At 68.4% G+C, this 12,671-nt stretch carries 12 protein-coding genes; 6 read left to right on the forward strand and 6 right to left on the reverse strand.

Annotated elements, in window-relative coordinates; translation table 11 throughout:
- The first annotated feature begins 3 nt into the window (after positions 1-3).
- Entirely contained in the window at positions 4-609 is a 606-nt protein-coding gene (locus F0U63_RS24880) for a glycoside hydrolase family 19 protein (protein WP_395833055.1), read from the forward strand.
- Positions 610-736: 127 nt separating this feature from the next.
- On the opposite strand, the gene F0U63_RS24885 is transcribed toward F0U63_RS24880, so the two are convergent.
- Positions 737-1,192, reverse strand: a complete 456-nt coding sequence (locus F0U63_RS24885; protein ID WP_395833057.1) for a hypothetical protein — start codon at positions 1,190-1,192, stop codon at positions 737-739.
- Between the two features lie 109 nt (positions 1,193-1,301).
- On the reverse strand, positions 1,302-1,613 hold the full coding sequence (locus tag F0U63_RS24890) for a hypothetical protein (protein ID WP_395833059.1): 312 nt from the start codon (positions 1,611-1,613) through the stop codon (positions 1,302-1,304).
- Positions 1,614-1,792: 179 nt separating this feature from the next.
- Here F0U63_RS24890 and F0U63_RS24895 point away from each other — a divergent pair, with 179 nt between their 5' ends.
- The gene (locus F0U63_RS24895) at positions 1,793-3,502 is read left to right on the forward strand and encodes a hypothetical protein (RefSeq protein ID WP_395833061.1); all 1,710 of its coding nucleotides are present in this window, start codon (positions 1,793-1,795) and stop codon (positions 3,500-3,502) included.
- Positions 3,503-3,575: 73 nt separating this feature from the next.
- On the opposite strand, the gene F0U63_RS24900 is transcribed toward F0U63_RS24895, so the two are convergent.
- Both F0U63_RS24900 and F0U63_RS24905 read right to left on the reverse strand, forming a co-directional pair.
- Complete coding sequence (locus F0U63_RS24900; RefSeq protein WP_395833063.1) at positions 3,576-3,902, reverse strand: hypothetical protein; 327 nt, start codon at positions 3,900-3,902, stop codon at positions 3,576-3,578.
- A gap of 30 nt (positions 3,903-3,932) precedes the next feature.
- A complete protein-coding gene (locus F0U63_RS24905; RefSeq protein WP_395833066.1) occupies positions 3,933-5,096 on the reverse strand; it encodes a patatin-like phospholipase family protein in 1,164 nt (387 codons plus the stop codon).
- 222 nt (positions 5,097-5,318) lie between these two features.
- Here F0U63_RS24905 and phbB point away from each other — a divergent pair, with 222 nt between their 5' ends.
- On the forward strand, positions 5,319-6,047 hold the full coding sequence (phbB, locus tag F0U63_RS24910) for an acetoacetyl-CoA reductase (protein ID WP_395833068.1): 729 nt from the start codon (positions 5,319-5,321) through the stop codon (positions 6,045-6,047).
- 116 nt (positions 6,048-6,163) lie between these two features.
- On the forward strand, positions 6,164-7,819 hold the full coding sequence (locus F0U63_RS24915) for a PHA/PHB synthase family protein (RefSeq protein WP_395833070.1): 1,656 nt from the start codon (positions 6,164-6,166) through the stop codon (positions 7,817-7,819).
- Between the two features lie 85 nt (positions 7,820-7,904).
- On the opposite strand, the gene F0U63_RS24920 is transcribed toward F0U63_RS24915, so the two are convergent.
- Positions 7,905-8,444 carry an RNA polymerase sigma factor gene (locus F0U63_RS24920; protein ID WP_395833072.1) on the reverse strand — a complete coding sequence of 180 codons (540 nt, stop codon included), beginning with the start codon at positions 8,442-8,444 and terminating at the stop codon, positions 7,905-7,907.
- 1,084 nt (positions 8,445-9,528) lie between these two features.
- Between F0U63_RS24920 and F0U63_RS24925 the strand changes: the two genes are divergently transcribed.
- Both F0U63_RS24925 and F0U63_RS24930 read left to right on the forward strand, forming a co-directional pair.
- Positions 9,529-10,830, forward strand: coding sequence for an SET domain-containing histone-lysine N-methyltransferase (locus F0U63_RS24925; RefSeq protein ID WP_395833074.1), 1,302 nt, complete (start codon positions 9,529-9,531; stop codon positions 10,828-10,830).
- Between the two features lie 40 nt (positions 10,831-10,870).
- Complete coding sequence (locus F0U63_RS24930) at positions 10,871-11,827, forward strand: NmrA/HSCARG family protein (protein WP_395833076.1); 957 nt, start codon at positions 10,871-10,873, stop codon at positions 11,825-11,827.
- 185 nt (positions 11,828-12,012) lie between these two features.
- Here F0U63_RS24930 and F0U63_RS24935 read toward each other — a convergent pair whose 3' ends face one another.
- Positions 12,013-12,507 (reverse strand): putative adhesin, encoded by a 495-nt coding sequence (locus tag F0U63_RS24935; protein WP_395833078.1) that lies wholly within the window; start codon positions 12,505-12,507, stop codon positions 12,013-12,015.
- Positions 12,508-12,671 lie beyond the last annotated feature (164 nt).

Consider the following 12,671-nt stretch of genomic DNA (forward strand, 5'->3'; position numbering starts at 1 on the left):
CCCATGTCTTTGTTTGGATTCGGTTCCTCGTCCTCCTCGTCCTCCGAGCCCGCCAAGAAGGAGTCCACCCAGGACTCCGCCAAGGCGGTGACGGTGGAGCAGCTCCGCTCGATCATGACCAGGCTGGCGCAGGCGCGCGCCGAGGAGCTGCTGCCGCACCTCAACGACGCCATGGCCGAGTCCAGCATCGACACCTCGCGCCGGCGGGCGGCGTTCCTGGCGCAGCTCGCCCACGAGAGCGCCGAGTTCCGCTACTTCGAGGAACTGGCCTCGGGCCGCGCCTACGAGCGGCGGGTGGATCTCGGCAACACGCACCCGGGAGACGGAGTGCGCTACAAGGGCCGCGGTCCCATCCAGATCACCGGCCGGGCCAACTACCGGGCCGCGGGGAAGGCGCTGAACATCGACCTGGAGAACAACCCCACGCGCGCCGCGGATCCAGACGTGGGGTTCCGCACGGCCGCCTGGTTCTGGAACAGCCACAACCTCAACAAGTACGCGGACAAGGGCGACTTCGACGCCATCACCAAACGCATCAACGGCGGCTTCAATGGCAAGGCCTCCCGTGACGCGTACTACCAGCGTGCGCTGAAGGTGCTGGGCGACTGAGCGGTCACCGCGCGGGCCCTCCGCTCTCGTGGAGGGCCTCCCCCCCAAGACGCTCCTCCGGCCCTCGCGGAAACGACGAAGAGCCCACGGCCCACGAGGGCCGCGAGCTCTTGGCGTCTCTTCGTGGCTACTTCGAGCGCTTCGCTGGCGCGGTGGCGGGAGTGGAGGCGTCCTGCTGGCTCGACGTGTCCTCGGCCGGGGAGGAGGAGCTCTCCGACGACTCAGACGAGGACGTCTCCTGCGCCAGGTGCTTGCCACCGGGACGGAACAGCATGCGGACGGTGAGCTTGCTCGAGTCCTTCTCGTTGACGTCGTGCATCCGCGCGGTCGTGAGGTCCTTCTTGGCGCCACCGCCACCGAAGAGCGAGAACCAACGCTTGGGCTGGGGCTTGTCCTCCGGCACATCGCTGTCCTGCTCGGTCATTTCGAAGTCGAAGCTGGCGGAAACCTCCAGCTCGACCACCGAGAAGGAGTAGTGCTTGCGCGCCGTCTCCTCGGCGATGTCCAGCGACGACTGGACGGCCAGGATGAGGTCATGAATGAGGACTTGGGCGTGATCAGGAGTGGGATTGGGTCGTGCCATGGGTGGGAGATGGGATGAGGGGTGAGGGGCATGTCAGCGCCGCCGGGCCCGGTGAAGGGCACCGGCGGCGCCGCATGTCATTCATTGCAGATCAGGACGGGGGAATGCGCTAGGCCGCCCCGCCGCCACCACCACCGCTGGCCTGGGCGGCGAGCACCGCCGCGGGCTTGATGGTGCACTTCACGGTGATGCCCATGTGCTCCTTGTAGTCGAGCGTCAGCTTCTCCTTGATGTTCATGCGCCAGATGTTGAGGGAGACCTCCGTCTCGCTCTTCACCTCGAAGTCGGCGGTGAGGTTCACCTCGAAGTAGTACTCGGCGATGGTCATCGGATCCATGCCCGACGACATGAGGCGCTGAGCGGTGCGTGCGGCGCCCGCGAAGGCGATGATATAGGTGGAGAGTTGAGCTGCGGATTGCATGAATCCCTCCCGGGATTGGGTTAACCGGCATCATGCCGGGCACTACGTTCTCAGGACGGGGGACAGCCATGTGTGTGAATGACAACGCAATGGAAAAGCCCTGGCGCCACTCACACCGTCGGGCCCATCGCGTCCTCCGTGGGGAGCCCGCATCCCGGGCCCACACGAGAGGACCTGTCATGAGTACGAAAAACGTCGAGCTGTTACTCGTCCACGCGGATTCCCACCAACCGGTGACGCCCGAGGGACTGCCCGCGGAGGCCGCGGCCCAGGCCCCGCGCGATGAAGCCCGTGAGGCCCACGAGGAGAGTCACTTATGGGATGACGGGGAAGATCCCAACTCGCTGCCCGCGCAGCGCTGGGGCCTCGTCGCTCCGGAGGGGCCCGAGGGAGACCGGCTGCTCGCGCTCATCGAGCCCCTGCGCCAGCGGCGGCAGGAGCAGCAGGAGGGACACCCCGTGCGCGTCTACCGGGTGAAGCAGGGCCTGGCCGCGGAGGCGCGGAGCCTGGAGCACTTCTCCCGGTGGGTGCGCACCGTGCTCGACGACGAGTCGGTGCCCGTGGCGGACCGGCCGCGCTACCTGCTCTTCCTCGGGGACTTCGACCAGGTGCCCTTCGAGCTGCAGCAGTGCGCGGCCAGCAGCGCCTTCGTCGGGCGGCTGGCCTTCCGGCGCGAGCAGGACTACGAGGCCTACGTGGACAAGGTGCTGCGCTGGGAGAACAAGCCCTCCACCGAGGAGCAGGCGCGCACGCTCTTCTTCACCGTCCATGACGGCACCGCGGCCACCACCACGGGCTACCAGTCGCTGGTGGCACCCGGCATCGCCTCGGCGCGGCAGGCGCATGAGCTGGGCCGCTTCCCCATGCGGGAGTTGAGGGAGCTCGGTGGGCCCGGAGAGCCTGGGGTGGGCGCGCTGTTCGAGCAGGCCGCGCGTGCACAGCCCTCGATCCTCTTCTCCATGAGCCATGGGCTCGGCAGCCCGCGCGCGGGGTGGCGCAATGCCGACACCCGGCTCGCGCTCCAGGGGGCGCTCAACCTCGGGGAGGGACAGCACCTGGATGGCGCGGCCCTGGCCAACCGGCCCTTCCTGCCCGGCGGCATCTGGTTCCTCTTCGCCTGCTTCGGCGCGGGCACCCCGTCGCGGAGCGCCTTCCAGCACTGGCTGCGGCAGCTCCAGGCGGGAGGCCAGTTCAGCGGGAGGCTCGATTCCCTCACGGCCTCGCTCCCCCAGCCCGGTGAGCGCCCCTTCGTCGCCGCGTTGCCGCAAGCCGCGCTGGCCAACCCCAACGGGCCGCTGGCTGTCTTTGGCCACGTGGACCTGGCCTGGACGTATGGCTTCCAGGATCGCGACAGCCGCCGCGGCAAGGTGTCCCGCTTCCTCGAGCCGCTCCAGCAGCTCGCGCGGGGCCGCCGCGCCGGCCTGGGCATGGGCTGGCTGATGCGCGGGTTCAACCAGGCGAACCTCGAGCTGACCACGTTGTATGACGTGGAGGAGGAGGCCCGCGGCGCCGGGCGGCCCTCGCAGGTGGAGCCGTTGCAGCGGGCCCATCTGTGGATGCTCCGCCAGGATTTGAGCGGCTACGTCCTCCTGGGAGATCCGGCGGTGAAGTTGCCGCTGGCCCAGCCGGCGCTCGAGCGCACCCTCCCCTCGTCCCTGGGCCTGCCCGCCCTGTCCCCGGAGGCGCCGGCACCGGTGGCCCCCACCCCGCCCCGTGCGCCCCAGGACGCCAAGGAGCTCGAGTTCGCGGTGCTGGAGCTGGCGTCGCACCGGCTGGAGCTCGCCCAGAAGCTGGGGGTGAGCCCCGAGCAGCTCCAACAGTGGGAGCAGCTCTTCCTGGAGGGGGGCCGTCAAGCCCTGGTGGCCCACCTCGGCGCGAAGCGGGGCTGAGCGCAACGGCTGACAAGACGAAGCCCCGGGCGAAGGACGTCTCGCCCGGGGCCGCCCGCTGGAACAACGAGGCTCAGGTGGAGCGGGGCGTGCGCTGCTCCGCGGTGGAGCGCGCGACGCCTCGCAGGGTCTCGTCGTACAGCTCGAACAGGCTCGCCTGCGCCTTCAGCACCTGCTGGCGCGTCGACTGCTCGAGCGCGAAGAAGGGCTCCAGTCCCTCCAGCGTCTTGTGCACCAGGTCTTCCTGGTACGCGCGCAGCGAGCGCCCGGCGCCCTCGCCTTCCGTGAACTGCCGGTAGTAATCCAGCACGGAGCGCTGGGCGGTGGTCGCCTGCTGCAGGAACACCCGCCCCATGTCGAACAGGGCTCCGTACGCATCTCTCTTCGTGTCTTCGGCCATTGGCTCGTCTCCTCTGGGTTTACGGCTGCTTCACCTTCCGTGGGTCTTCTCACCGCCGAGCCGGTGGACGACCGCGCCCTCGTCGCCGTCATCGCCGCTGAACGCCTGCGGCATCCCCTCGGGGGCCGTCCGCTGCGTCCACGGGAAGGTCTCCAGGGCCTTCTTCATGTCGCGGTAGCCGTCCGCCCGGCGCTCGGCGATGGAGGCCCGGGAGAACTCGGCGTCGCTGTTGTCGATCTGGTGCTCGCCGCGCTGGTAGGTGAGATGGATGATGTCCAATCGCGGAGCGGGCGGCGCCTCGGGTGCGTCGCTGAAGGCCACCGGAGAGGAGGCCGACGCCTGCTGCGTCACCCGGCTCACGGTCTGGCGCAGGTTCCACACGGTCGCGAACTGATCGACGTGGCCGCTCGACCTGCCCGCGAACTGGATGGACTTCATGCGCCAGTTCGCCTCCTCCAGGGTGCGCGGCTCCGGCGCACGGGCGTCGAACAGATCGATCATGAAGACGACCGTGCGCCGCTTGGGCGGGTCATCGAGGATGGCATTGAGCGGTGTATTGGTGACACACCCCCCGTCCCAGTAGAGCTCACCGTTGATGCGGCTCGGGGGAAAGGCGGGGGGCAGCGCGCCGCTGGCGAGCACGTGCTCCGGGCCAAGGGTGTCGCGGGTGTTGTCGAAGAACACCAGCTGACCATCACTGACGCGGGAGGCGCCGAGACTCAGCCGCGTCGCACGCGAGTTGATGTACTCGAAGTCCACGAGCCGCCGCAGCGTCGAGTGCATGGGCCGGGTGGAGTAGAAGCTCATGGCCTCGGGCGTGCCGGGAAGCGCGAGCGCCGGAGGAATCACCCGTGGGGAGAAGAAGCCGGGCTGGCCGAACAGGAGGCCGGTCATGTGGCTGCCGAGGTTGAAGAGCCGGCGCATGGGACCCTTGAGCAGGGAGCCCCACTCGCTGCCGGGCCAGGACACCTCACGCCAGAACTCCTCCAGCCGCTCGAGCCGCTTCTCCGGGCGGTTTCCCGCGACGAGCGCGGCGGTGAAGGCTCCAATGGAGATGCCGGAGACCCAGTCCGGGTGAAGCCCGGCCTCCTCCAGCGCCTGGTAGGCTCCCACGTGGTAGGCGCCCAACGCGCCCCCGCCCTGGAAGACGGTGATGACCTGTGGCCGGGTCTGGGTGGTCTGCTGCTGTGTCATGTGTGTCCTCTCGGGGGTGATGCACGGGTGGTGCGGCCCCGCGGAGAGGGGTACTGACGTCTCCCAATCCCACCCTGCACAGCTCCCCTCTCCACGGGACAGCGAGGAAGGAACGTCCGGGCACGGCTGGCTGTGAATCGCGGGGCCATTTCCCGGGGATTTCACAAGCCGGGCGGCGCATCCGTCCTCCAGGCGCAGTTCTTCCCAACCCGAGGAATCACGATGAGCGGACGCGTTGTAGTGGTGACTGGAGGCACGCGCGGAATTGGCGCCGCGAGCGCCGAGGCATTCAAGCAACTGGGTTACCGCGTGGCGGTCACCTACCTGGCGAACGAACAGATGTCGCAGCAGTTCACCGGGCGCACGGGCATTCCGGCGTTCCAGTGCGATGCGAGCAAGCTCGACGCCTGCGTCCAGGGGGTGAAGAAGATCGTCGAGGCGCTCGGGGGTCCCGTCGACATCCTCGTGAACAACGCCGGCGTCACCCGGGACGCCATGCTGCACAAGATGACGCCCGAGCAGTGGAACGAGGTCATCCAGACCAACCTCACCTCGTGCTTCAACATGAGCAGCGTGGTGATGACCTCGATGCGTGAGCGGGGCTTCGGGCGCGTCATCAACATTGGCTCCATCAACGGGCAGACGGGCCAGCTCGGCCAGACGGCCTACGCGGCGGCCAAGGCGGGCATGCATGGCTTCACCCTGGCGCTGGCGCGCGAGGGCGCGGCCAAGGGCATCACCGCCAATCTGATCGCCCCCGGCTATATCGAGACCGACATGGTGAAGGCCGTGCCCCCCGAGGAGCTCGTGAAGATCCGTGCCCGCATCCCCGTGGGGCGGTTCGGACGGGCGGAGGAGATCGCCCGGGCCGTGACGTTCCTCGCGTCCGACCGGGCCGGCTTCATCACGGGCTCCACGCTCACCGTCAACGGTGGGCAGCACATGTTCTGAGCGCGGACGCGTCCATGGATGCTCGTGATGAAGACGCGCGGCGGCTGGAACGGACCCTGCTCCGGGCCTGCCAGGCGACAGCGCGATGGTTCGAGTCGAGGAAAGGCGAAGAGACCATGAATGACTCCCTGGAACCCATGCGACGCGCCTTCGTGGAAGTGCTCCTCCGGCGGGCCACGGACCCCCAGAGGATGATGGCCGCGGGGTGCGCGCTGTGGGAGCGCTCCGCGCGCCTGTGGTTCACCCCGGGCGACTCCCGCGCCGAACCGTCGGCACGGGAGGACCGCCGCTTCCGGGATCCCGCGTGGGTGGAGAACCCCTTTTTCGATCTCGTCCGCCGCTCGTACCTGATGGGCGCGGACTGGCTGCAGCAGGTGGTGGCGGATGCGCCGGGTGTGGACGAGCACACGGCGCACCAGGCCCGCTTCTACGCCCGCCAGCTCACCGAGGCCCTCTCGCCCTCGAACATCCCCGCCCTCAACCCGGAGGTGCTCCGCGGCGCACGCGAGTCCGGTGGCCGCAGCCTGCTGTCCGGCCTGGAGGCACTGCTCACGGACCTCGAACGCGGACAGGGATGGCCCGCCCCGCGGATGACGGACACCCGGACCTTCGAGCTGGGGAAGACTCTCGCCATCACACCGGGCGAGGTCCTCCACGAGGACTCCCTCTTCCAGCTCATCCAATACCGGCCCACCACTCCCACCGTGTACCGGCGCCCGCTGCTGGTGGTGCCTCCGTGGATCAACAAGTACTACATCCTGGATCTCCGCCCGGAGAACTCGTTCATCCGCTGGGCGGTGGCGCGCGGCTACACGGTGTTCCTCCTCTCGTGGGTGAACCCGGACGAGCGCCACGCGGACGTGGACCTGGAGCACTACCTGCTGCGCGGGCTGCTTCCCGCGCTCGAGGCCATCACCCGTGCGACGGGGGAGCAGCAGGTCTCCGCGCTGGGCTACTGCATTGGCGGCACCCTGTTGTCCGCGGCGCTGGCCTGGCTGGCCGCACGGGGAGACGAGCGCATCCAGAACGCGACCCTGCTCACCACGCAGGTGGACTTCAGCGAGCCGGGAGACCTCGCCGCCTTCATCGACGAGCCCCAGCTCGAGCGGCTGGAGGCCCGCATGCGCGAGCGTGGCTACCTCGATGGCGCCGACATGATGAGCACCTTCAACCTGCTCCGCGCGAAGGATCTCTTCTGGTCCTTCGTGGTGAACAACTACCTGCTTGGCCGCGAGCCACCGCCGAGCGACTTCTTGTACTGGAGCTCGGATCCGACCCGGCTGCCCGCGCGCGCGCACGCCACCTACCTGCGGGGGATGTACCTGCGCAACCTGCTGGTCCAGCCGGGAGGGCTTTCCTTCGATGGCACGCCCCTCGACCTCGGCCGGGTGCGCATTCCCCTGTATGTCCAGGCCTGCCGGGAAGACCACATCGCCCCCTTCCGCTCCGTGTACCGGGGAGCGCGGTCCTTCTCCGGGCCCGTGCGTTTCGTCCTCGCGGGCTCCGGTCACGTCGCCGGAGTCATCAACCCTCCCGCCGCGAAGAAGTACCGCCACTGGGTCTCCTCCGGTCCGGAGAAGCTGGCACCGGATGTGGACACCTGGCTCGCGGGCGCGGAGGAACGCCCTGGCTCGTGGTGGACGGACTGGGATGTGTGGCTGTCCGGACGCTCGGGGGAACAGGTGACGGCGCGGCTGCCGGGTGACGGCGCGTTGCGTCCCATCGAGCCGGCGCCGGGACGTTACGTCCGGCAGCGCATCCTCCCGGAGTGAGAAGAAGTCCCGGCCAGGGCCCGACACGCTTCGGGCACCTGGCCGGCCTCCACGAGGAGGTGCGGCGCGGTGCCCGGGGAACGGCTCAGCGCGCGAGGATCGCGTCTGACAGGGTGGTGCGAAGAATGCCGTAGGCGAGCTGGATGCGCTTTCTCACGTTGCAGTTGGTGAGCTCCAACTGCAGCGCGATATCGGCATAGGACATGTCTTGCAGGAAGCGCATCATCAAGGGCTTGCGCAGGTTGGGCGGGAGCGCCTGGATGCAGGCCCGGATCTTCTCGGCGCGTTCGCTCTCGAGCAGCACCTCGTCGGGCAGCGCCTCCGGGGACGAGGCCTCCAGCGCCTCCGTGCCCTCCACCAGTTCCTCGGGCTCGCCCCGGCGCCGGCGCTCCCGGTGCAGGTCCATGCAGATGTTGTGGAGGATCCGGCTCAACCAGGCCCGCTCGTTGAGAATCTCTCCGCCGGAGGACGAAAACCGCTGGAAGGCCCGGAGCATCGCCGTGTTCACCGCGTCTTCGGCATCGGCCGCGTTCCCTCCCATCAGGCGGAGGCCCTGTTGATGCAGATGGTCCTTGTGCTGCAGCCAGACCTGCCAGAACGGAGACGAGTTCGGTGGATGGTTCACGATTCCAGTGCCTGAAGGATGCCCCCTGTAGACGAACCGGCTCCGTGTTTGTGAAATGACTTTCACCCCAAATGAAGTATTCACAAGCAAATCCGCTCGAGCGTTTGACATGAATGTGCCAATTCCTGTCAGCCCGCCGCACCCATGAGGGGCTCGGGCCGGAGGAAGGCGCTTGCATGGAGAGCTGAACCGGGGGACCTCGTCGGCGTCTTCGCGCTTCAGGGTCCTGCTACAGCGCGCTCAGGGAACGCCGGCAGCGGATGCAGTGCCATGGGTGCGGCGACCCACTCAGGGCGGTGCCAGCCCGCGCCGACAAGCCCTCTTCCAACCTCCCCTGCCCGCCGGGCCGGGCAACGGCCCGCATTCGCTCACCGCCAAACGCCTGAGATTTCTCCGCATGGTCTCTCATGACGGGAGGCGTTATGGGTGAGTGGACCGAGCCCTCCGTCGATGCGAGCAGATTGCCGAGACGCCGCACTGGCTGTGTAGAGGGATGCGTCACTTTTTGAAGAGCACGGCACCGGGAGCGGTAACGGGCCTGACGGGCCGCATGTTTGAAGCGGCCCTTGCGGCTGCGCTGGTAGCGCTGCCCCGCGGCCCTCTGGCGCAGGCGCCGCGCCTGCTGCGAGCAGACACGCGAGCAGTACAGGTTGCCCCGGTTGCAGCGCGAGCAGAGAAAGAAGGCGAGCCGACAGGGCTTCCAGGCGCAGGTGCGCACGCGGACGGAAGACGGCAGTCCCTCCCCTTGCAGCACGGGGAGCACCAGGGAAGCGGGCATGGACTCCGCCGGGCAGGACGGGAGATGCATGTCTCCCAGGTCGCCGCGCTCCATCTTCACGACAGCCTCCGTTGAAGGTCCCGAGTGGAATGTGCCCCGGCGCGTGAAGCCTCCCCTCTCCCGGGCGGGCTGACGACCAGGAACTGGCCCGCTCCTCCATTTCACCGTCCGTGATGGACCCATGGGGCCCTGTCACCACTTCCCGGCGTGTTGGGTTGGCTGCCTCGACAATAAGAGCCGAAAATCACAGCGCGTCCGCTTGCCGCGTCTTCTCCCACGCACACCACCACATGCTGGGCGGGGCTGATGAGCGCGTACCTCGAAGGCGAGTTGGACAACCACGTAGACGAGAACCTCCAGAAGGAGCGGCACGCACTCGACTGGCTCCAACGGGCGGGCGCGAGCTTCCCCAAGCTGCGCATCGGCCACCTGGAGGGAGGCGAGCGCGGCGTCTTCGCCCGGGCGGACATCGAGCCGGGTGAGGAGCTTCTCCGGGTGCCGCGCCAGTGCCTGCTGACGCTCGAGCGCGCCAGGGCCTCGGACATCGGACGCCTCATCGAGGCCCACGCACCCCATACGGACGAGGAATCCTACCTGGCCGCCTTCCTCCTCCAGGAGCGCGAGCGGGAGGACTCCACCTGGAAGCCCTATCTCGAGCTCCTCCCGAAGGACTTCTCCCACCTGCCCCTCTTCTTCACCGAGGAGGAGCTCTCGCTCTTGAAGGGCTCCGCCATGCTGCGGGAGGTCGCGAGGTGGAGGGAGCTGCTGCTGGGCAAGTACGCCCAGCTGATCGAGCGCGTCCCGGGATTCTCGCGCTACACCCCCGACGCTTTTCTCTGGGCACAGTTCACGCTGCTCAGCCGCACCTTTGGCCTGACGCTGGAGGGCCAGTTCGTCCGGGGCTTCGTCCCGCTGGCGGACATGCTCAACCATCGGCAGTCGCCCGAGGCGGCGTGGGGCATGTCGGAGGACGGAGCGGCCTTCGTGCTGGTGGCGCTCAAGGACGTGCCCGCCGGCGAGGAGATCCACATCAGCTACGGGGTCAAACCCAACTACCGCTTCCTGCTCAATTACGGCTTCGTGCCCGAGCACAACGCGGACGACGAGCTGGTGCTCTACCTGGGCATTCCCGAGGACGACCCCTGGGCGGCCGAGAAGCGGGAGCTGTTGGCGCTCTCCAACCCCACCGCCCGGCGCCGCTTCGATGTGCCCCTGCATTACGAGCACGCGGCGACCGCGGCGATGTTCTCCTTCCTGCGCGTGGCGTACGCGGGGACCGAGGAGCTCGCCCACCTCACCGTCGCCGCCAAGATGGAGGAGGGCCTCGGCTTGGTGCGGCCCCTGAGCATGGCCACCGAGGAGCGCGTCCTCGGTGCCCTCGGCGAGCTCTGCGAAGCGCGGCTCGCGGGCTTCGAGACGACGCTGGAGGAGGACGAACGTCTGCTCCTGGAGGAGAACCTCTCGCGCAATAAGCGCAACTGTCTGCTGTTGCTGCGGGGGGAGAAACGGCTGCTGCTCGCGTATGCCGGGCTGGCGCGGACCTTCCTGCCGCCGCGCAGCAGCGCCCCGCCCGATGACTCCGCCGAGGCGGAGGGCGAGTGCCCGTGAGCCCATGGACAACGCGGAACAACGACACGAGGAGACGCTCATGAACAAGAAGATCATCGCGGTGGTGGGGGCAACCGGAGAGCAGGGAGGAGGGCTCGTGCGCGCCATCCTCGCCAACCCCCACGGGGAGTTCACGGTGCGTGCCCTCACGCGCAAGCCCAACTCCGAGCTGGGGCGCAAGCTGGCGAAGCTCGGCGCCGAGGTCGTCGCGGCCGACGTGAACGACCCGAAGAGCATGCTGGCGGCGTTCTCGGGCGCCTACGGAGCCTTCTGCGTCACGAACTTCTGGGAGCAGTCCACGCCGGAGAAGGAGGTGAAGCAAGCCCGGACGATGGCCCTGGCCGCCCGGGACGCGGGCGTGCAGCACACCATCTGGTCGACCCAGGAGGACACGCGCCGCCTGATCCCGCTCGAGGACTCGCGGATGCCCACGCTCAAGGGCAGGTACAAGGTTCCGCAGTTCGACGCGAAGGGCGAAAGCGATCGCCACTTCACGGACCTGCAGGTGCCGACGACGTTCCTCCTCACGCCCTTCTCCTGGGAGAACCTGTTCCTGTTCGGGATGGGCGAGAAGCGGGACCCCCACGGCAAGCTCACCTTCGTGCTGCCCATGGAGGACAAGAAGCTCCCGGGCATGGCCATGGAGGACATCGGCGAGTGCATCCACGGCATCTTCAAACGTGGCACCGGCATGGCGGGCAGGACGGTGGGCCTCGCGAGCGAGCACCTGACAGGCGAGCAGATCGCCGCGACGCTGAAACAGGTGACCGGACAGGACGTCGACTACAGCAGCATGCCGCCGGAGGTGTACCGGACGTTCAACTTCCCTGGAGCCAGCGACCTGGCGAACATGTTCCAGTTCATGCGCGACTTCGAGCAACAGTACTGTGCCGCCCGGGATCCCGTCCTCTCGCGCGAGTTGAACCCGAAACTACAGACGCTCGCCGAGTGGATCTCGCGTAACAAGGGGCGGCATGCCCGCGGGGCACACGATTGACGTCACGGGCGAGGGCCCGGGTGGCGGTGGTGGGGAGCCGGGCCCGCCAGGCATCGGCCCGCGCGTGAATCCTGGCGTGCACCTTTCGGCACCCAGGATGCGCGGCATGTCCGTGTCGTGAAGGCGGCGGAGGGGCCAACAGGGAGCAGCGCGAAGCCGCGCCCCTCCCTGGCCTCGAGCGAGGACTACTGGTGGCAGACGACCGGGTTCTGCGCGCCGGCGATGGCGCTGCAGGCCGCCCAGAAGACGCGCACCGTCTTACCGGGCTGGGCGAAGGTGTGCACGCGCGCCCACAGGGTGGACAGCTTCTGGCCTCCCGCGCCCTCCACGCCGATGAGGTGGGGGCCGCCGGGCTTGAGCTGCAGGCCGCGTGGCGCGTAGAGCGAGTAGTCCGGCGCCTTCGTCCCCGCGGCGTACACGGTGGGCCCCACCGGGCTCCACTCGTGCGTCGTGGGGCTCTGGATGCCCAGCTTGGTGATGCGCGTACCCGACTCGAGCGCGCCGCCCAGCGGATCCGAGATGGAGGCGCCCGGAGGACCGAGCACCCAGAGCTCGAAGCCATCGGGGATGGTCGTCTCGCCGCTGTGGTTGTACGCGCCGTGGCCGCTGATGATCACGTCCGCCGCGGTCGTCTGGATGGGGGTGGCGAGCTTGGAGACATCGTTCAAGGACTTCGGCATGGAGCTTCCTTTCGAGGGGATTGAACGCAGAGACTGTCCCTGCTCCGGGAAGACGCGCCGCCTTCGAGGTTGTGAAGAGCCTCCATCCAGCTCCCTCCTCCGGCACGAGCCGTGCCATGATGAGAAAGCGCGAGCCGCGTGCGGACAGCCAGGGCTCACCGAGG

Source organism: Cystobacter fuscus (assembly GCF_044360685.1).
Lineage (GTDB): Bacteria > Myxococcota > Myxococcia > Myxococcales > Myxococcaceae > Cystobacter > Cystobacter fuscus_C.